16 protein-coding genes are annotated in these 18,274 nt (G+C 38.9%); 3 read left to right on the forward strand and 13 right to left on the reverse strand.

The features are described from left to right. Positions 1 to 37: 37 nt before the first annotated feature. On the forward strand, positions 38 to 2,443 hold the full coding sequence (locus ACN20O_RS10200; protein WP_491633841.1) for a spermidine synthase: 2,406 nt from the start codon (positions 38 to 40) through the stop codon (positions 2,441 to 2,443). On the opposite strand, the gene ACN20O_RS10205 is transcribed toward ACN20O_RS10200, so the two are convergent. The 5 genes from ACN20O_RS10205 to ACN20O_RS10225 are packed head-to-tail and all read right to left on the reverse strand — an operon-like array spanning position 2,431 to position 7,276. Next, positions 2,431 to 3,384: a hypothetical protein gene (locus ACN20O_RS10205; RefSeq protein WP_491633842.1), complete on the reverse strand. Its 954-nt coding sequence runs from the start codon at positions 3,382 to 3,384 to the stop codon at positions 2,431 to 2,433. The genes ACN20O_RS10200 and ACN20O_RS10205 overlap by 13 nt on opposite strands. A 10-nt stretch (positions 3,385 to 3,394) precedes the next feature. Further along, positions 3,395 to 4,336, reverse strand: a complete 942-nt coding sequence (locus ACN20O_RS10210; RefSeq protein WP_491633843.1) for a hypothetical protein — start codon at positions 4,334 to 4,336, stop codon at positions 3,395 to 3,397. A gap of 7 nt (positions 4,337 to 4,343) precedes the next feature. Next, positions 4,344 to 5,345 carry a cytochrome P460 family protein gene (locus ACN20O_RS10215; RefSeq protein WP_491633844.1) on the reverse strand — a complete coding sequence of 334 codons (1,002 nt, stop codon included), beginning with the start codon at positions 5,343 to 5,345 and terminating at the stop codon, positions 4,344 to 4,346. Positions 5,346 to 5,382: 37 nt separating this feature from the next. Continuing rightward, positions 5,383 to 6,870 carry a hypothetical protein gene (locus ACN20O_RS10220; protein WP_491633845.1) on the reverse strand — a complete coding sequence of 496 codons (1,488 nt, stop codon included), beginning with the start codon at positions 6,868 to 6,870 and terminating at the stop codon, positions 5,383 to 5,385. After that, entirely contained in the window at positions 6,860 to 7,276 is a 417-nt protein-coding gene (locus ACN20O_RS10225) for a hypothetical protein (RefSeq protein WP_491633846.1), read from the reverse strand. Before ACN20O_RS10225 ends, ACN20O_RS10220 begins: the two co-directional genes overlap by 11 nt. A 334-nt stretch (positions 7,277 to 7,610) precedes the next feature. Here ACN20O_RS10225 and ACN20O_RS10230 point away from each other — a divergent pair, with 334 nt between their 5' ends. Continuing rightward, positions 7,611 to 7,871, forward strand: coding sequence for a hypothetical protein (locus ACN20O_RS10230; protein ID WP_491633847.1), 261 nt, complete (start codon positions 7,611 to 7,613; stop codon positions 7,869 to 7,871). 24 nt (positions 7,872 to 7,895) lie between these two features. Here the strand turns inward: ACN20O_RS10230 and ACN20O_RS10235 are convergent, their stop codons facing one another. From ACN20O_RS10235 to ACN20O_RS10260, 6 genes are all read right to left on the reverse strand, one after another. Then, entirely contained in the window at positions 7,896 to 8,243 is a 348-nt protein-coding gene (locus ACN20O_RS10235) for a hypothetical protein (RefSeq protein ID WP_491633848.1), read from the reverse strand. 233 nt (positions 8,244 to 8,476) lie between these two features. Beyond that, the gene (locus ACN20O_RS10240) at positions 8,477 to 9,259 is read right to left on the reverse strand and encodes a hypothetical protein (protein WP_491633849.1); all 783 of its coding nucleotides are present in this window, start codon (positions 9,257 to 9,259) and stop codon (positions 8,477 to 8,479) included. Then, positions 9,259 to 9,690 (reverse strand): hypothetical protein, encoded by a 432-nt coding sequence (locus tag ACN20O_RS10245; RefSeq protein ID WP_491633850.1) that lies wholly within the window; start codon positions 9,688 to 9,690, stop codon positions 9,259 to 9,261. Before ACN20O_RS10245 ends, ACN20O_RS10240 begins: the two co-directional genes overlap by 1 nt. Positions 9,691 to 9,724: 34 nt before the next feature. Beyond that, positions 9,725 to 10,885, reverse strand: coding sequence for an MFS transporter (locus ACN20O_RS10250; RefSeq protein WP_491633851.1), 1,161 nt, complete (start codon positions 10,883 to 10,885; stop codon positions 9,725 to 9,727). A 1-nt stretch (position 10,886) separates the two neighbouring features. Further along, positions 10,887 to 12,248 (reverse strand): sensor histidine kinase, encoded by a 1,362-nt coding sequence (locus tag ACN20O_RS10255; protein ID WP_491633852.1) that lies wholly within the window; start codon positions 12,246 to 12,248, stop codon positions 10,887 to 10,889. 13 nt (positions 12,249 to 12,261) lie between these two features. After that, on the reverse strand, positions 12,262 to 14,073 hold the full coding sequence (locus tag ACN20O_RS10260; RefSeq protein WP_491633853.1) for a phospholipase D-like domain-containing protein: 1,812 nt from the start codon (positions 14,071 to 14,073) through the stop codon (positions 12,262 to 12,264). 132 nt (positions 14,074 to 14,205) lie between these two features. Between ACN20O_RS10260 and ACN20O_RS10265 the strand changes: the two genes are divergently transcribed. Then, positions 14,206 to 15,891, forward strand: a complete 1,686-nt coding sequence (locus tag ACN20O_RS10265) for an FAD-dependent oxidoreductase (RefSeq protein ID WP_491633854.1) — start codon at positions 14,206 to 14,208, stop codon at positions 15,889 to 15,891. Here the strand turns inward: ACN20O_RS10265 and ACN20O_RS10270 are convergent. Both ACN20O_RS10270 and ACN20O_RS10275 read right to left on the reverse strand, forming a co-directional pair. After that, the gene (locus tag ACN20O_RS10270) at positions 15,881 to 18,025 is read right to left on the reverse strand and encodes a heavy metal translocating P-type ATPase (protein WP_491633855.1); all 2,145 of its coding nucleotides are present in this window, start codon (positions 18,023 to 18,025) and stop codon (positions 15,881 to 15,883) included. The two genes, ACN20O_RS10265 and ACN20O_RS10270, sit on opposite strands and share 11 nt — an antisense overlap. Further along, positions 18,012 to 18,242: a heavy-metal-associated domain-containing protein gene (locus tag ACN20O_RS10275; RefSeq protein WP_491633856.1), complete on the reverse strand. Its 231-nt coding sequence runs from the start codon at positions 18,240 to 18,242 to the stop codon at positions 18,012 to 18,014. Before ACN20O_RS10275 ends, ACN20O_RS10270 begins: the two co-directional genes overlap by 14 nt. Positions 18,243 to 18,274: the final 32 nt, after the last annotated feature.

Genomic DNA, 18,274 nt, shown 5'->3' on the forward strand with positions numbered 1-18,274 from the left:
TGTTGTCAATTCTCTATGGGATACTTAAAATTAGTTTATGTCTCTTCTAAAGCAAAGTCTACACTTGGTGGCAGCGGTCGTTGTCGTTACTATTCAAATTATAGCACAGCCTATTTTTTTTGGTGTTTTTGGAAGCACAACTTCTGTTGAAAGCATGATTTTAATTGCTGTCATGGGTGGTATTTGTCTTGGGCAATCAGGTTTTTTTAGTACTGCCTGGACTCGCATCGTATTAACGGCGTCAGGTATTACACTTACGACTCTAGGGGCATTTTACTCAAAGCTGATTTTTCAAGGCTCTCAGTCAGCTCTTGGAGAGGTGCTGGCAGGGATCTTAATTGTTTTGATTGTTCTTTCTTCTGGAATTCTTTCTTCAAGGGCAATCTATCTCGATTCTGACATTGAGAAAAATTACTTCTGGCACAACGTGATTTCTGCATTTGGCATCATCTTTCTTTTTTTTATTCAGGTAAAATTAGGAAATGCAGCTGTTTGCGGAATTGCTGGTCTGGCGCTTTTACTCATTTCTTTTAGTCATCGCATGTGGGATGTATCTAAACCTCCACTTAAGATCCATTGGAATTCTCTTACTCTCGCTTCATTAGGGTTGGGACTTTTTTCAGGGATATATCTTTCGTCAGTGTTTGAAGTCATGGAATTGTCTATTTTTCCTTCGGGATTTGAATTTCATGTTTATCTACTTCTGGTTTTTTTACATCTGGCCATTGCCCGCTATTTACCAGTTCGTAAAATTAAAACTTATTTGATTCCTGTTTTGGCCTGCCTGGTATTTGCGTTGATTTTAGTTTTCTGTTTTGGAGGGATTAAAGACTTTTTCTTTTTTGACCCTTCTTCTTTTATTCTGGCCATCTATCCTTTTCCTTTTAGAATTGCGTTTTTTAGTTTCTTGCAAATTTTTCTTCTGCTTATTCCTTATTCAGCTTTTGCGTATGTTGTTCCTAATAGACAGCTGGAAGTGCCGAATGAGAATCACTTATTCTTTGTTTCTTTAGGAAACTTCCTGGGATTTGCTGTGCCGGGGCTTATTTTAGGCCATCCCCCAATAGAGCTTTTACTTCCTTTGTTCTTTATTCTGTCGTTAATTTGGTGGCTATTCTACGGTCCTAAAAATAAGAGACTTGTTGTCGTAATCTTTTTATTTGTGATGGCTGGGACGTGGATCGTATTGCAACAGCCAAGCCGAAGGATTCTTGCCCAATCATTGAAGTCTCGTCTTTTTTTAACAGAGTCTGTTTCAAGAGATAATCAATTTGGACTGGATAGTGTTCAAACGATTTATCGTAAGGAAGGCAAAGTCGGTTTTGTTTACAAATACAACGAAATTCCGGGAATTGGTTTAGGCGGATATGCAGCACCGATGTATTCATCTTCAGATCTCGCAAAATCTCTGGTTACAAAAGATTTAGGCAAAATCAAAAAAATGAAACGCGTTTTAATTCTTGGTTTGGGCAATCAGCTTTTACTAAAATACATTTCCATTTTGACGGAAGAGACAGGCGAAAAAATTGAAAAAGTTGATGTGATAGATAACTTTCCAGCCTATGGAATTGAAGGATTTCGTGAAGGAATTGGGCGAGTGACAGAATTTAATTATAAAACGTTGACCAATCTTGAAATTCACACAGATGATGTTTTCAAATTTTTAGCAAAGAAAAAATATTCTGAGCCCTATGACCTGATTATTAATAATTTAACCTGGCCTCTTTATATGAGCTCGAGGCTTACTTATACCCAAGAGTTTTATAAACTCATCAATGAGGCACTTACAAATGAAGGAGTGTTTGTCACCCGATCATTTCCTGATGGTCAAATTAACTGCTTAACGGTGCATGCTTTTCCTTTTTCTGAAAGTATTCGCAAGCTAGGAGTTTCTTCTGTTATTCTTGGGTCAAAGAGCTCTCTTTCTCTAGGTGGGCCAGTAGCTGATCAAGAAAGTTGTGCAAAACTGGAAAATCCAAATTTATCCAAACTATTTTGGGGACAAGGTCTCTATGATTATAGCGGGCGCAAGCGTTCTTCTTCAAAGGATTTAGTTGATCCTCGATTCTTGATTTATCCAATGACTGGTGAATTTAAAAAAGAAGGGGAAGCAGTCGGCAGGGCCATTCAGCTTTTTAACGAAAAATACCAGAAGCCAATTCTTTCTTTTGATTCAAATAGCAGCGATGCATTTGCTCAATATTTATCGGGCTCTCTTGCTGCTAATTCGGCAAACTTGCGCCACAAGAAAGGCTTTTCTATCACACCATATGTGAGCAGTGAGATCAGGCAGGGCAAAGCTTCTTCATTTTTAAAACCATCTTGTCCTTTTTATAAGAACTACTTTAAGACTTTCTCTTCTCCACCAGAAGCGCTGGCCGTAAGTGCTTACTCAAAATTACTAAAGTCGTATGAAATTGAGGAAGAATGTTACTTGCCGTGATAGTTTTGTGGGAGACACGGAAGCCATTTTGAATTGCTCATTGTTGTCAGTGCTACTTTTAAATTAGAAACTGGTAGACTAACCGAAACTCTGGCATTTGCCCTTGTACCATAAAGATAAATTAATTCACCTTTCTGATTTTTTGTAGTCGCAATAACGCTAATAAAACCACTGATGTTTGATGCTAGTTCTGCATGCCATTCTATAGGTTTATTAAGATCAGTTATTTTAAAAGGGACAGATTTAACCATTTGAAGTTTTTTGTCACAAACATAAATATTTCCTTCAATCTGCTGAGTGTCTTCGAGTTTACTTTTAAGTAAGTAAGATGGGTAAAGCCAGCCAGACATAAGTAGAGAAGATTTTTTTACTGCTGTTGAAAACTTTGAACCAAACATTTCTGGTGTCCACCAGGAATTCAATTGGAAGTTGCGGACTTGCCCAAAAGATAATGGATAAGGTCTTCCCGGGTCACCCCAGGCTTCTCCTCCAGCAACTTGATTGGCCGAAAAGTCATCATAGCGTGGAGTTTTATTGGGCAAGTAGCGATAGTAGAAGACTTCCATGTAATAGGGTTCAAATAGACCAAATAACCCGATATTTCCGACAAAATCAGAAGTCTTGATTTCATATTTAAATGGAAATTTAACGTTATAAAAACGTTTAAAGATAAATGGGCGATAGATAGAAGAGATATTGACTAGTCTTAGGTGCAGTTCTCCACCTGTTGGAACTTTAATGTTGGGGTGAGAATTAATGGTGCCAGTAATAATGGTATCGACTTTCTTATTTGCAATCCATTTTTCAATCAGATCCTTCTGCTTTGGAGATAGGGTGTCAGCGACAAAGTCTTGAGTAATAACTTCATTTGCGGCAAAAGTAGGTGTGCATCCTAGAAACAATGAAGATGCTAAAAAAATGGATTTAATTAATTTAAACATACTTCTCTTATTACTTGCGTGGAGTACAGGCCGGTGTTGCTTTATTGCTCACAGTTGTTAGTACAATTTTAAGATTGGCAGCAGGAAGATCGATAACGACTTTAGGGCTTGCTCTTCCTCCGCGAAGATGAACCGTTTTACCGTTGGATTTCTTAGCAGTTCCAGTCACGCTGATGAAACCAGTGATCGTCGTTGGCAGATTAGTGTGCCATTCGATCGGTTTACTTAAATCAGTCATTTTAAATGGGATAGATTTTACGAGTTGAAGATTTTTATCGCAAATAATGACATTGCCTTCAATAACTTTTACGTCTTCAAGGTTCTTCTTTAAGAGGTTAGAGAGGTAAAGCCATCCTGACATTAGTGATGGGGAAGGTTTAACAGAAGGTGAGAACCTGGAACCAAACATTTCAGGAGTCCACCAGAAATTTAACTGAAAGTTGCGAACCTGCCCGAAAGAAAGTGGATAAGGTCTTCCAGGATTTCCCCAGGCTTCTCCACCGACAACTTGATTTGAAGAGAAATCGTCGTAGCGAGGAACTTTTCCCGGAAGATAGCGATAGTAAAATGCTTCCAGGTAAAAAGGTTCAAATAAGGCCAGAGGTCCGATCCCTCCAACAAAGTCAGATGTTTTGATTTCATATTTAAATGGAAAACGAACATTGTATAAGCGTTTAAAGATAAAAGGGCGATAAATAGAAGAGATATTCACGAGCCTTAAATGCAGTTCACCGCCTGAAGGCACTTGAATATTAGGGTGCAAGTTAATTGTTCCGAAAACAATCGTATCAATTTTTTTGCGTGAGACCCATTTCTCGATAAGGTCTTTCTGCTTTAGAGTCAACGTTTCGGAGACGAAATCTTGTGTAACTAAATCATTAGCAGCCAGAACCGACGAGAACCCGATTAATAATGAAAGCAGTAAAAAAAAGTTCTTATGAATACTAAACATTCAGATATTAGTTCTTGTACTCGGCACCATCACAGATTGTAACGATGTGAGTGACTTCAATCATATTCTTTCTCGGGATTTTTTTATTTAAACAACCAGTGAAGTACTTTTGAGATTTCTCGCAGCCTTTAACGGTGTTATCCGGAGTACTTAAAGCGTATAACTGTGAGGCCGGGTCATAGACCAGGTAGCTATCTCCACTTTTTCCAGTAAAGCTTGTTAAAGAAGCTCTTAGTTCAGGTAGGGCACCTTCAAAAAGTGGCATTTCAAGATACCAGATATTTTTTGCGTGCTTTTGATCAACATTCATATCCTTGAAAACATCTAGAGCTGTTTTTTGAGAGAAAGGAGCATTACCTTTTTGAAACTTAGAAAGAAGAGTAATCATCCCTTTGCTAGGAGCAGAGAGACCCAGAACTTTGCTGAACATTGGTTTTGAGAAAACAAAGTCGGTATCGGCCGCAAGCTGGTGACAGGCGTGGCATGAAGTCTGGAAGTCAGTGATCGATTCGTATTTTTCCGGCACTTCACCTTTTTCTAATCGCTCCAGGCGTCTGCGGTTCATTAGAGCGTATCCCCATCCATCTGTTTCAGGATATAGTTTGTGATCGCGCTTCATCACCATCAATCTTAACTGGTTTGAAGGTTTTTTACTTGAAGGGAATCTTTCATCTTCCTCAACATTGAAACCAGTTTTGGCAAACATCGCTCCATCGGGAAATGTTCCACCTTCGTTTAGTGCTTTCCATGCAATATCGTTTGCATAAATAACTCGAAGCTGATCGCGATCGGTTCTGAATGTTGAAGTGACCATTCGCCAGTCACTGTAGAAATTTTCGAATTCACTCCACTTCATTCCGTTAAGAACGTCTTCAGAAACTGGATTGGTTGTTTCTTTTAATTTCTTTTTAAGAGTTTCATTCGTGGTGTCTTGAGAAGTGAAGTTACAGGCCATTATTGAAAAAGTAAGGAACATAAAGAAACCGTGCTTCAATTTAAAAGAATTCACTTAAAATACTCCGACAATCCAATAGATGTAAGAAATTTTATCTCTCAGTAGAGGTGATTGTCCACTTGTTTGGAATATTTGAATTTTTCACATTGCACAACATGCTTAGTGAAATTATCCAGAATAAGTAATAAGAACTGGTGATGTTAGAAAAAGAAGCCAAGTAGAGGTGGGTGACTAATAAGAGAGGAAGGGCCCATGATTTTAAAGACAGTCGTCTATAAAAGATTTCTAGAATGGCGATGACCAAAAAGACCAGTGAGTTCCATTGGCTAGACAGAGGCAATTCCATCATTAAATAAAGAGCGTCAGGTATTTTCCTTGAGAAATGAAAAGCGCTTAGCCTTTCAATCGTCAATGCCACGACCAAGATAGCTCTGAGCCCACCAATAAAGACCAGGCCTTTAAAAAGATATTCAGACATTATTTCTAAAGGTCGGTAGAGATCTTTTAACAAGGCAAAAGCAAGAAAGATAACAACGAGGTAATCAGGGAAGGAAAAAGGAATGTTATAAATTAAGAAAAGAGTGGCATTGGTTATAAGAAAACCAAGAACCATGATACGTATGAAGTGCTTTTTATGCAGAAAGATACCTGCAAAAATCACTAGAAGATAGAGAATTGAGTAAGCGCGCAAGAGCGATAGCTCGCTTTCAGGTAAAGAAAGTGTGGTGAGCTTGTATAAAATCTGGCCGGTAAAAATGAGTAAAGAATAAAAAGTTAGAGCAATAATGCTTTTTTCAGTTCTGTCGGTATTTTCTTTTGAATTAAAAAAAGAAAAAGGCAGGATAATAAATGAAAAGAAGAAATTTATATTGAATAAAATCGTATTAAAAAGATGAAAGAGCAAAATAGAAGGCATCCAGATTTTTCTAAAACCAGGAGAGCTAATGGCAAATACTCCAGAAATTTGAAGTGCTATAACCAGAGGAAAGAGCGGGTATGTTGGTACATCATGGCCTTTTAGGAAAGGGATTAAAAAAGAAGTCTGATTGCTGAAGTACTCAACCTCAATAATCTTATTGAGCAGCATTTTATCTGTTAGGAATTGCTGGTAATGATAAATTTTTATTAATCCTGAAAGCACATACGGTGAGACGGCTATTGCGATGAGTGTTTTATACTTATCAGTAAAGAATTTTCCTTTTAAATCAAAAAAGAGAAGGGCAATTGAGAAATAGAGAAAGCAATAAGATTCATAAACATTGATTCCTAAAGCTGGAAAGCTATTCATGGCAATGTAAAAGAGGTTGGTCATTACAACCAGAACCTGAATGTATTTCTTCTTACTAAAAAAAATAGAAAAAAAATAAACCAGAAGGCAAAAGGCAACAATGATCCACTTGCCAACAATTTGATTGCCTACCATTTCCAGAATCAAGCGAATCGGCCACTGGTAATAAGACTCAGGAGTTGTGCTGGTTAAAAACTTTGAAAGGCGCGGAAGATAGAAAGCATGCGCCAGGTAAAAGAGATGGGGAATAAGAGTTGGATATTCAATCCAGTTTTCAACTTTAGATTTCATAGGTCGCCAATAGGGTTGTTGGTCCACAGGTATTGCGGACAAACCATTCATGAACGTCACAACTTATTTCAAACAAGGAAACACTGGCGCTTTCGCTCCCAAGGATCTCTTTTAATCTGTTTGTTGTTAACTGCGATCTTCTATGCATCGAAATGATTTCTTTTACGTTTTGAAAAACAATTTGATTTTTATTGTTTTTATTATCAAGAACTATTGTAGGCCCATTCTTTTTTTGAATTTGAATTTCATAATATTTTACATGTTGAATGTCTGATGAACAAAACAAGCACCAGTTAAAAAAAGGAAGAGATGATTTGTTCTCTTTGCTTGGCCCCAGTACTCCTACATTAATTAAGCAAAAGGCCAGAACGATAAGATAGGGAACATATTTGCCCCACTTTTTCATCAGAGGAAATCCTTAGTTATGACAAAGTTATTTTTACTTAATAGCCTACACTAAAATATTCCATCGCCCAAAATAATTTAGAAAATTGCTAGGAAAAACCCCATTTATCGTTGGGTACGAGAAATGCAAGGTAATGGGTGGGCAATGTTTGAAAGGAGGTGTGCGTGGCAAGAGGAATTTGGAGCGGGGCAATTAGTTTTGGGTTGTTAAATATCCCTGTTGCAGTCATGAGTGCCAAATAAGAAGAGAGGCTAAGTTTTTAGATGACTTCGATCTTAAAAAAGTCAAAATTTCTTCCCGTGAATTAAAAGCTGCTAAGGTTTTAGTTGATGAGATGACGGCCAAGTGGAAACCTGATCAGTATAAAGATACCTATCAAGATGAACTCTTAAAATATATTAAAAAGAAAATAAAAGCAGGAGATGTTGAGGAGAATGAAGAAATCGAAGAAGAGGTATGGGAAACAGACACAAATGTTATTGATCTACTTCCTTTCTTGCAAAAAAGCTTAGGTGAAGCATATGGGCATCACAAGGCAAAAAAAACTGTTAAGAAAAAGCGAGCCTCTGTTGTACTGGGAGATGCTTCTTTGTAAGTGCTATTTAAGGCCAGGACTTCGTCAGCTCTCCAACTTGTTTTGAGAAGGTAGAAGATGCATTTCACTTAATGTCTTAGGGACAATAATTGTAGGCTGAACACTTTTGTATTTAAAGATCGCTTTTAAATTGTCTTCCAGGATACTCCAATACGGAACTCCTTTGGCCGTATTGCCGGCAAAAGGTTCAGCACCTGCTTCATAGTACACTTCGACGACTACTTTTTGTGTAGAGGTAAAGTAAACAGAAGCTTTGGAATTAAGATAGGCCGCAGAGACACTGGTTCCTGAGGATCCATCCATTGTGGATTTTCCGCACCCGGAAAGGATGTATAGAAGTGCAGTTAAGAGCAGTAGAGTTGGCCTTTTCATACTGCTCTTGTCGCCAGACAGATAAAAACATTCCGACTGGAAATAAAAACCAAAGGCACATAACTGAAACGGTAACGATCTGCTCGGCACTTAAAACTTCCATTGTATCCTCCAGGAAAGTTCGAAAGGTTCTTGAATCGAGCTTAGCATAGAGAAAAATGGAATCTCACTGGCCTGGAATAAACTAAAAGTTAAATTAAAAAAGTAAAAGAGACAGTTTTGAAACAATGCTTTTAGCTTTCTTTAGTTTCATGTTCTTGCTGATCAAAGTCTAAAAGAAGAATGGCAGCAAGAATGATGCTTTGAAAGAACCAGACTTTAAGCGAGATGAGAGTCATTGTGTGAAAGAGAGCAATGCAAATAAAAGAGTATGCATATTTTCTTTTAAAAACGAAAACGAAAGGGAGAAGTTGGAGCGCAATAATAAACAGGGCCCCCAACGTAAGAAGAGCACTGCTGGATGGAGAATTGAAGAATTTAATAAAATGTGATGGGCCATTATCTAAAGTCGAATTGTTCACTTGAATACGCAGATAGTCTGCCAGAGGGTATTCTTTATAAGAAATCGCAAAATCAACAAAACCTCTGATTTTCCAAATGCCCGAGCAAAAATAAGTTAAGGTAAAAATTCCCGCAAGATTTTGTCTCCACCAGTCAATTGATTCTTTATTAAAAGTGCGGGGAATGGCCAAAACAAAGAGTATATAAAGCCATTGGTGATAACCGTGATTGATCTTTCCGTAAGAAAAGTACATTGCCAGAAGAAAAAACAAAGAAATAAAAGCAGTGACTCTTAGGATCTGTTTTTTAGTTTTAACAACTAATAAAAATGTGCTTGCAAGACAAAGTGCGAGCATAGTGTTCCCGGTAAAAAACCAGGCAGATTGTGGGATCCACTTTACCGGCCATAGGATGTCGGTAGGTCGTAATTTCATAAAGAAAATGAACTGAGTAGCATGAGTGATGATCAAGGTAAAAAGAGCCAAGTATAGAAGTGTTACTCTGTTTTTTGTCATCAGTTCTTCCATTGTCCTAAAACCTGAAGAGGCGTAATCGTCTTAGGAGATAGGGCCTTTGTATGATCAACTTCAATTCTCAGGATTTCAATTTGAGTAATGCGATCATCAAGGCCGGTGAAAAAATCAGGCTTACCTAAAGGACGTTGCGGATTTTTTCCCCAGTCAAGCACGCGCCAGATAAGTTCTTTGCGGTTGCCTGCAAAAAGCTCTCTAGGGCAAAGAGTAAGGTAGCATACTTGCTCTTCATTGTTGTTTTTAAAAGATACTCGTATAGTTGTGGTCTGTGTTTTGGGAATGCTGAAAGAAAAGATACTCCAGCTAAAAATTGGAAAAATGTCATTGCTTCCTTTGACCGGAAAAATAATTTGAGTGACGAGGAGTGCAATCGCGGCCATCACTAAAAGCGAATTTTTTTTCAAAAATATCATGAATTAAAGATAAGGCAGAATTAAAAATTAGTCTTTAATTATTTTGCTCATTCCTTTTAAAAAAGAAATGATAGCTGTTGACCAGAATGAATGAGACCGAAAGGAAAAAGGCCTCAGAGTACATTGCTTGATGGATTCCGTATTCATCGCTTAATTTTCCGACCAAGATGTGCATAATTGCCAGCATCATAGAGTCCGTGGCCATCATATATGAGACAGCTGTATCAAGGTCGTCCGGAAATTCAGATGAAATAAGAGATATGGCCAGTGGATAAAAAGGAGCAACGCTCATTCCGGCCACAATTAAAAAAAGAGGATGAGCAAATAAGCCTAAACTAATGCACAAACCGGTAATGAGAAGACAAGAAGAAAGCTGGAAAATAATAGAGCGGTTGAATTTTACGCCGGTAAAGATGAGTCGTCCGAAAAGCAGAGCAATAAAAAAATAGGTTACATATAAACTCGACATTTCCAGGTCGTAGTTCCAAACGCGTCTCATATAAAGGGCCAGTCGTGAAGAAAGCATAACTTCAGCAGCGACTGCAAAACTCACCATAAAGGCCAGGAATAGCTGAGGTTTGAAATTCTTTTTTCTATTGGCCTTGTGTTCTTCAGCAGTACGCTTGGGTTTTTCGTGATGAGGACTATGACTTTTATGAAGTGAGTAAATATAAAGTGCGGCCGGCGCAAGTGCTGTGAGGCCAAAAGTCACTCGCCAGTTTTTAGTAAAAAATCCGATGGCCGCAACTAACATTGGCGCTAGAAGACTGGCAATTCCATACATGGCATGAAGCCCTGAAAGAAGTTGCTGCTTTTTTTCACAAGAAGCTCCTAGTGGCACTAGGATATTAGGAATAAGACCCAAAATTCCAGAACACATTCCAAAAAGAACACTTAGGGCTAGAAAGATAACAAAATTGGGAGCGAAGGCCATACCCAATAAAGCAAAAGTTAAACCGAGACAGCTGGCCTGCAAAATTGATTTTCGATCAAACCTTCTTAGTAAATGCCTGGTAAAGTGACTGGCAAAAAAACCTGAAATTGAGCTTAAAGCGAACATCAATGACCCCATTGAGTCACTGACATTAAAGTCTTTTAAAATTTCAGGAAACAATGGCCCACGAATATTGTCACTAATTCCAAATACAAATAGGCTTGCATAGGAAATCAAGATGAGAGGCCATATGATTTTCATGTTAGATGTCAGTTACCGTTGGAAGTCTAAGTTTGAAACACACTTTACCCTGATAAACTTCATAACTCAATATTCCACCATTATTTCCGGCCAGTGTTTGAGAAATACTGAGTCCAAGTCCTGTACCTTTTCCAAGTGATTTGGTTGAAAAGAAGGGTTCAAAGATTTTAGACTCAACTTCCGGATCAATCAGCGGCCCACTATTGATAACCCTGATATCTACGGCCATGTTGACTTTATCTTCAGTGACGAGAACACAAAGATAATTATCTCCATGAACTTTAAGTAAAGCATCCAGGGCATTACTTAAAAGATTAATAATAATCTGAGAGATCTGCTGAGGGTTACATCTGACTATGGGGTTACACTGATGCTCGTAAGAAAAACGGATGTTTTCATTTTTTAGTCTTTCTTCAAAAAGCCCTAAAGAAAGCTCCAGAGCTTTTTCGATCGTAATCGCCTCGTGCTCAATGTGATCGTGTTTACTTGAGATACTTTTCATTCCTTTGACAATTTTGGCAATTCTTTGGCTGGCAGAATTAATTTTGGCGAGCTTAACTTTAGTCTTTTCATCAATTTTCATGTGGTCGTGAACCAGAATTGATTTAGTCACACCTTGAATGATGGTGAGAGGATTATTAATCTCGTGGGCCACACCGCCGGCCATTTCTCCGAGCGATGATAGTCTTGAAGCGTGAAATGTTTTAATGCTTTCTTCTTCCAAAGTCTTTTTACTAAAAGAAATAGCTTCAAGAGATTTTTTTAAATCGTATTCAGCAGAGAAGCGCTTTTTGAGTTCGTCTTGGATCACATTGGCCTGGCGGAAAATATAAAAAAAGTTAATGCACATAAATCCTAGCAACCAAAGGCTGCCGGGATCACCCGCTCTTTTATAGTCGACAACTCCATAAAGGATCTGAGGGACGAGTACACAGATGTTAAAAATCATAAGTACTGGCCAGCGGTGAGAGAGAGTCGTGAGAGAGTTGGCGCTGAAACTGATCAGAATAATAAATGTAATCAGAATTTGGGCATTAAATTTCTCGACGGTTAAGACCGCAAGTACTCCCATAAAGCCCCAAAGTATCCCGTTGAAAATGGCACTGAAGCTTGCCACTTTTACTGCATCATTCAAGCTAACTTTTTCTTTTAAGTAGCGGATGGCATTGTAAAGGCGAAGTAGGGAAAGGCAGATGATTCCAGTGAGTAGAATATAATTATATTTTTGAAGCTGTGGATGCTCTTTGAAGAGAAAAAGAAATAAAATGGCCGCTAATAAAAAAGCAATAGCAGAGTTTTTCGCCTTTACAACATAGTCGTTGCAAATTTGATCATAGACGAATTCTTTTTGTTCTCTGTGCATATTTCTAAATGGCCTAAATTATGGGTACCAAGTTTAATGCATAAATGATCTTAGCAACAAAAGCTTGTAAAATCGTGAGAATTTTATTGTTAGGATGCCTGCGTATTTCTTGCCACTCAGCACTTCCCCACAAAGTTGAATTCTTCTGAAGATCATCAATATATTTCACAAACTTTTTTAGATTTTTTGAATCGTGGGGAAGATTTTCAATAGTTGTTCCCACTTCAGAGTTAAGATGTCTTGAGATCGGGTCAAGATTCGATGTAGACACCGTGATTGTTTTGTTATCGGTAATAACCAGTTTTGCGTGCAGGAAGCCATACTTCTTGTTTCCACCTAAGACTTCATCATCAAGCTTTCCATAAGAATAGATTTCAAATTGCTTTTCATAGGGAGTCCCTTTCACTTTTTTGATAATGTTCTCTTCAAAGGTCGTGTCCACCATGGCCTGTGCCACAATATTGTTGGTTGTAGTGATTGAATTTGAAAAAATTCTAACTTTTCTATGGGGATGTTTTTTTGCCCACTTTATTAAAAACTCAACTTCTTCATCTGGGATCCAGAAATAAGGAGAGACAATATCGACGGTGTCTTCTGCTTTTGCGACCTCTGCATGAAGCTTGGCCACTAGAGAGTTTCCATTTTTCTTATTCTGTGGTCCTTGAGGGGCCATGAAAATTTTAGTTCGGCTTAAATTCTGAATCTCATTGATGACGGAAATAAGTCCGTCTTCGAAGTCGGTTTCCAGAAAATTATCTTCTTCCATCAACTTTAGCTGTTCTTCCAGAGGGCCATCTTTTCCATAGAGATTTCTAGCCCCAGTGAGCATTTCTCTAAATTCGTTTTTTACTTTATTGCGATTAGTTTTAAAGAGAAAATCGGAAAAATTTTTATTGGCCAGGTAGTAGTAGATTTTATTGTAATGATTTTCCAGCGCGTTTTGAATATTGCCGTCAGCATCTTTTTGTGTAAAACCCTTGATCATGATTTCAGCATCGAGAATCGGATTCTCTTCACCGGCATTAACTGCGTAATAATTGTCAGCAATATTGCGTCCACCAATAATGGCCATAGAGTCAGTTTCCGATTGGGCATCAATGAGGAGAATTTTATCATGGCTTCTGCGGTTAATGGTGAATGTTGCCAGAGGCAGTTTTTCATTTTCGCTTACAAATAAATTGTGAACCGCTTTCATCCAGTTGGCGACATGAGCGCGGATATTAAAGAGCGGATTAAACAGCATTGCTTCCGCATGGGCATATTCACCTGTCGGATTTCCGGCTTCATCAAGGAGAGGTTTTCCACTTAAAGCGACTAAGGCCTTGATGTCATCATAGAAAGGAGCTTTTGAAATTGATCCGGCAGAGTCTACCAGGATGCGAACTTTTACTCCGCGTCTAATGGCCAGTCGCAATTCATGCAAAATGGCCTTGCCGGTATCATCGTCTTTAAAAATAAAATAACTCAGGTCAATGGTCTTTTTTGCATTTCTAATCATCATGATTTTTGCCAGATACCCTTCGCGAGGATCTAGTAAAAGTTTGGTTTTCCCATTGGTAGGAATATCTTTTCCAATATGAAAATCGCGGATGGACTCGGTCACTTTGACGTATTTTTCGCGCAGACCTTTTCTGCTATTGATAATTTTACTTAATGAAAGTTCAGGAAGAGATTGTGAAGGAATGGATTCTTCATTAACGACTTCGACTTGTTTGGCAGTGATGATCGAAGAGACGAGGTTAGCACAGCTGTTGTATTGGGCCGGCTCGCGCAAAGACACAGCGATATCGGGCGAACTGCACGAGGCAATAAGTAGCCAGGACACCAGAAAGACTATGTGCTTGATTACTAAACTTTTCACACCTATTTATCGCCATTTTTGTAGGATTTCTTGACAGAAATGGTAGGGAAGTGTTTTATACCTCAAACTTTTATCACCATTAAGGAATTAATCTGTATGTCGTTGAATTTAAACGAGTCCTTCACCAACCCTCGTCGCGATTTCTTAAAACTTTCAGCCTTTACGGCCATGGCCCTGGCGATGCCGAAAAAGTCGCAGGCCGTTTTAAATAAACTGGCACCTAAAAGTCTTATGCAGGCATCACCCATTCAGGTGTTGAGCGCGGATCAGTTTGCGAGTCTGGATTTCAACGGTGACAACATCAATAGACCTCACGACATTTTATGGAACCTTGATGGCTACCTCGCTAAGAAAGGGGGAATTCCTATCCCAACAGAAAAGAGAAAAGTTATTGTTGTTGGTGGTGGGATGTCTGGATTAATTGCAGGCTGGGAGCTTCGCGATTTAAATCCAATCATTCTTGAGCAAGATCCAGTCTTTGGTGGAAACTCTAAAGGTGAGACATACGGTAATGCAACTTATTCAATTGGGGCTGCTTACATCACGATTCCAGATGAAGGCTCTGATATTGAAAAATTCTTAAAAGAGTTAAAGTTACTTGATGAACTTAAGCACGAGACTTCTGACGAAACGAAATTCACTTACAAAAAGTCGATCATGAAGGATTTCTGGAAAGGTGTAACCGATCCAAAGAATGCAGATCAATTCGTTAAGGTTGATAAAGAACTTAGAAGAATTTACGACGAATCTTACCCGGATATTCCTTGGACAACTGACAGTGCGATGTCAAAAGAAGAGTATTTATACTTAGACACAATTACATTTGATAAATGGTTACAAGATAAGTTTGGAAAAGTTCACCCGCACGTACTTGAATATTTCCAACTTTACTGCTGGTCATCTTTTAACGGCTCAATTGAAGAGCTTTCTGCACTTCAGGTTTTAAACTTTGTCGCTGCTGAAGTTGATGGTGTTCTTGCACTTCCTGGTGGAAATGCGGCCATTGCACAAAGAATGTTTGATAAATTAAATGAAGTGACGACACCAAACTCTCTTCGTGCAGGTGCTTTCGTTCTTCGCGTAGACAAAAAGAGCAATGGAGCAGTCTGGGTTACTTATGAAGACTCACTTGGAGTCATTAAGACGATAGAAGCGGAAGCTTGTATTGTTGCTTCTCCAAAATTCGTTGCTAAGTTAATCGTTAAAGATCTTCCGCAAGCTCAGGTAAAACTAATGGATGACCTTCCTTATCGCGGCTACATCGTAGGAAACGCCATTTTCAATAAGGCTATTGAGTCTTCTGGTTTTGATGTTTTCTGTTTTGAAGGGGAAAAACCAGAGCAACCAATGGCCATGAAACAATCTAAGCGCGCTTTTAGTGACGTTTGTTTTGGAACGTGGGCACAAGATGATAAAACTCAAAACGGCGTTCTGACTGTTTATAAAGCACTTCCGTTCGATGGTGCACGCCAGTTCCTGTTTAGCCCAATGGCACACGATAAACACAAAAACCAAATTACAGCTGAGCTTAAAAACTTTGCCCAAACGGTTGGTGTTGATTGGAATGACTTAAAAGGGATGCGCATGACTCGTTGGGGGCATTCACTTCCAGTGGCAGATAAAGAATTAATTCAAAGTGGATACTTAGAAGATATGTGTAAACCACACGGTGGAAAAGTCTTCTTTGCAAACCAAGATAACTGGGCAAACCCGGCGTTTGAATGTTCGTTTGCAGCCGCGGTTGAAGCAGCTGCTAGCGTAAGAAAGATTGTTAAGAAGTAATTTTCTTCACTCGAAACGAATTAATAATCACAGAAAAACTTGAAAGCCCCATGGCCAGGCTCGCCCACATTGGAGTGAGAGACATCTTTGTCCACGGATAAAAGACTCCCGCGGCCAGTGGGATGCAGAGGATATTGTAGAGAGAAGATAAAATGAGATTCTCTTTAATGATTCTCATTGTGCGTTTTGAGCGCGCAAAAAACTCGTGAGTTAAAAGGATCTTCCCGTCTAATAATGACACTTCAGAAGCTTCCAGGGCCACGTCAGAGCCATTGCTCATGGCGATTGAAAGATCAGCTTTAGCAAGCGCTGGAGCATCGTTAATACCATCACCGATCATCGCAACCTTAAAACCTTTTGCTTGAAGTTCGCTGACGAAGTCAGCTTTTCCTACAGGTTTAACTCCGGCGCGGATAAAGTCAGGTGAAATTCCCAACTCACTTCCAATCTTATGGGCAATTCCCGGATGATCTCCAGTGAGCATCCATACATTGATTTCCAATTCATGAAGATTTTTAATTAATGTGCGGGCCTCAGTTTTAATCGGGTCAGTGATGACAAAGGCCGCTGTCAGCTTTTGGTCAATCGACATAAAAACATAACTTCCAATATGCTCTTTGAAAAAAGTCTCAGGAATGTTTTCTGTGACACCTTCTTGTTTTAGAAGATCAGCATTTCCAAGAGCGATTTTTTTATCGTTTAATTCAGCGATAATCCCAAGACCAGTTAAGCTTTTAAACTTATCAGGGTCTAGAAGTTTAATATCTTTTTTGACTGCCGCATGAGCAACTGATTGAGAAAGAGGGTGAGTCGAATACTGTAGTGACGAAGCCGCGAGTTTTAATAAGTCATCTTCACTAGCTTCTTGATTAAAAAGAACAATCTCAGTTAATTCGGGACGTCCTTCTGTTAATGTCCCGGTTTTATCAAAGACGATAGTATCAATATGAGATCCTTTCTCAACAATGTCTCCACCGCTGATTAAGAGACCGCTTTTGGCCGCTTCACTGGTTGAGAGCATAATGGCCATTGGAACGGCTAACCCCAGAGCACAAGGGCAGGCGATAACTAAAACGGCAATCATGTGAGTCAAAGAGAATCCTAAATCCTTGGTCATCAAATACCACACGATAAAAGTCAGAGCGGCAATCAGAAGAATAATAGGAACAAAAATCTTAACGATCTTGTCAGCGTATTGTTGAATAGGAGCTTTTTTAAGCTGAGCTTTTTCTACGAAATGAACGATCTCAGAAATAAAAGTGCTATGAAGTGTCGCTGTAATTTTAATTGTCACAGACCCTTCAAGGTTCATACTCCCGGCAAAAACTTTTGAACCAACTGACTTGGCAATCGCCTGTGATTCGCCAGTAAGCATCGATTCATCAGCGTGAGTTTCGCCAACGATGATCTCGCCATCAAGAGGAAATTTTTCTCCCGGGCGAAGACGAATCATATCGCCAACTTTTAAATCGACGACTGGTGTATTGATTTCTTTTCCATCAACAACCAGTGAAGCAAACTTAATTTGCATTTTATAAAGCGAGCTTAAATTGTTTCTCGCTTTTGTTTTTGCCAGCCCGTCTAAGTAGTGACCGACAAGTGAGAAGGCGATGATAAAAGCTCCACCTTCAAAATAAGGGTGAGCGTGAGGTGACGCGAAAATAAGATACATACTGTAGAGGTATGAGCTTAAAACCCCCAAGCCAATCAGTGTGTTCATATTGGAATGAAAACCAATGACCGCTTTAATATAAGGCCAGCCAAATCCAAAAAGAAGAATCGTTGTTAAAACTGCTTGAATGGAGTTGTTGGGAACAACCATAGCAAAAAACATCGTGACAGAAGCAAGCACGATTGCAATAGCCGCTTTGATAAAGTCGCGGTTAAAGAGAGTATCGTTGCTTTGTTCACTTTTAGCGTTGGGATCAATAGCGCGGTAGCCGAGCTTCTTTAAAAGAGCATGAAAAGTTTCAAGATCAAAACCTTCACCAGTTTTAAATTCAGCAGACTCTGTTGCGAAGTTTACTTCGGCAGATTCAACACCTTTTAAAAGTCTTGTCTCTTTTTCGATGATGCCTGAGCAAGCAGCACAGGTCATACCTTCGATTTTAAATTTTAAATTATTCGAGCTCAACTGATTCCACCTGGAAGCCAGCTTTAGCAATGCTCTCTTTTAGTGTGGCAATCGAAGTTTCTTCAGAGTTGTACTTAATGTTGACCTTTCCAGTTGGCACATCAACGTTAAGATCGTGTTCGATATTGAGACCAGCTACGCTGTTTTTGATTTTATTTGCGCATCCACCACAGTGCATACCATTAACTTTAAAATTTACTGATTTATTGACTGTCACATATTCTCCTTAGTGTCGTATACTGAGTACAG

The sequence above is a fragment of the Bacteriovorax sp. As-1 genome, assembly GCF_058446905.1.